Source organism: Cohnella baijiui, from assembly GCF_020731285.1.
In the GTDB taxonomy this organism is placed as follows: Bacteria; Bacillota; Bacilli; order Paenibacillales; family Paenibacillaceae; genus Cohnella.
In genome coordinates this window covers 1-211 of sequence record NZ_JAJFOW010000512.1, presented here as the reverse complement: position 1 = coordinate 211, position 211 = coordinate 1, and the positions used below count along the sequence as shown (strand labels likewise).

The following is a 211-nucleotide window of genomic DNA, read 5'->3' as shown; positions in this document are numbered from 1 at the left end:
TGAAACATCTTTGGAGGGGTAGCGAAGTGGCTAAACGCGGCTGACTGTAAATCCGCTCCCTGAGGGTTCGGCGGTTCGAATCCGTCCCCCTCCACCATGTTTGTTGGGGTATAGCCAAGCGGTAAGGCAACGGACTTTGACTCCGTCATGCCCTGGTTCGAATCCAGGTACCCCAGCCATTTTGTAAGAGCCATTAGCTCAGTTGGTAGAG

At 54.0% G+C, this 211-nt stretch carries 2 tRNA genes; both read left to right on the top strand.

Features of this window, described 5'->3' with window-relative positions:
- The first annotated feature begins 12 nt into the window (after window positions 1-12).
- Window positions 13-97 (top strand) — tRNA-Tyr (locus LKX83_RS33595).
- Between the two features lie 7 nt (window positions 98-104).
- Window positions 105-179: transfer RNA gene (locus LKX83_RS33590), tRNA-Gln, on the top strand.
- Window positions 180-211: the final 32 nt, after the last annotated feature.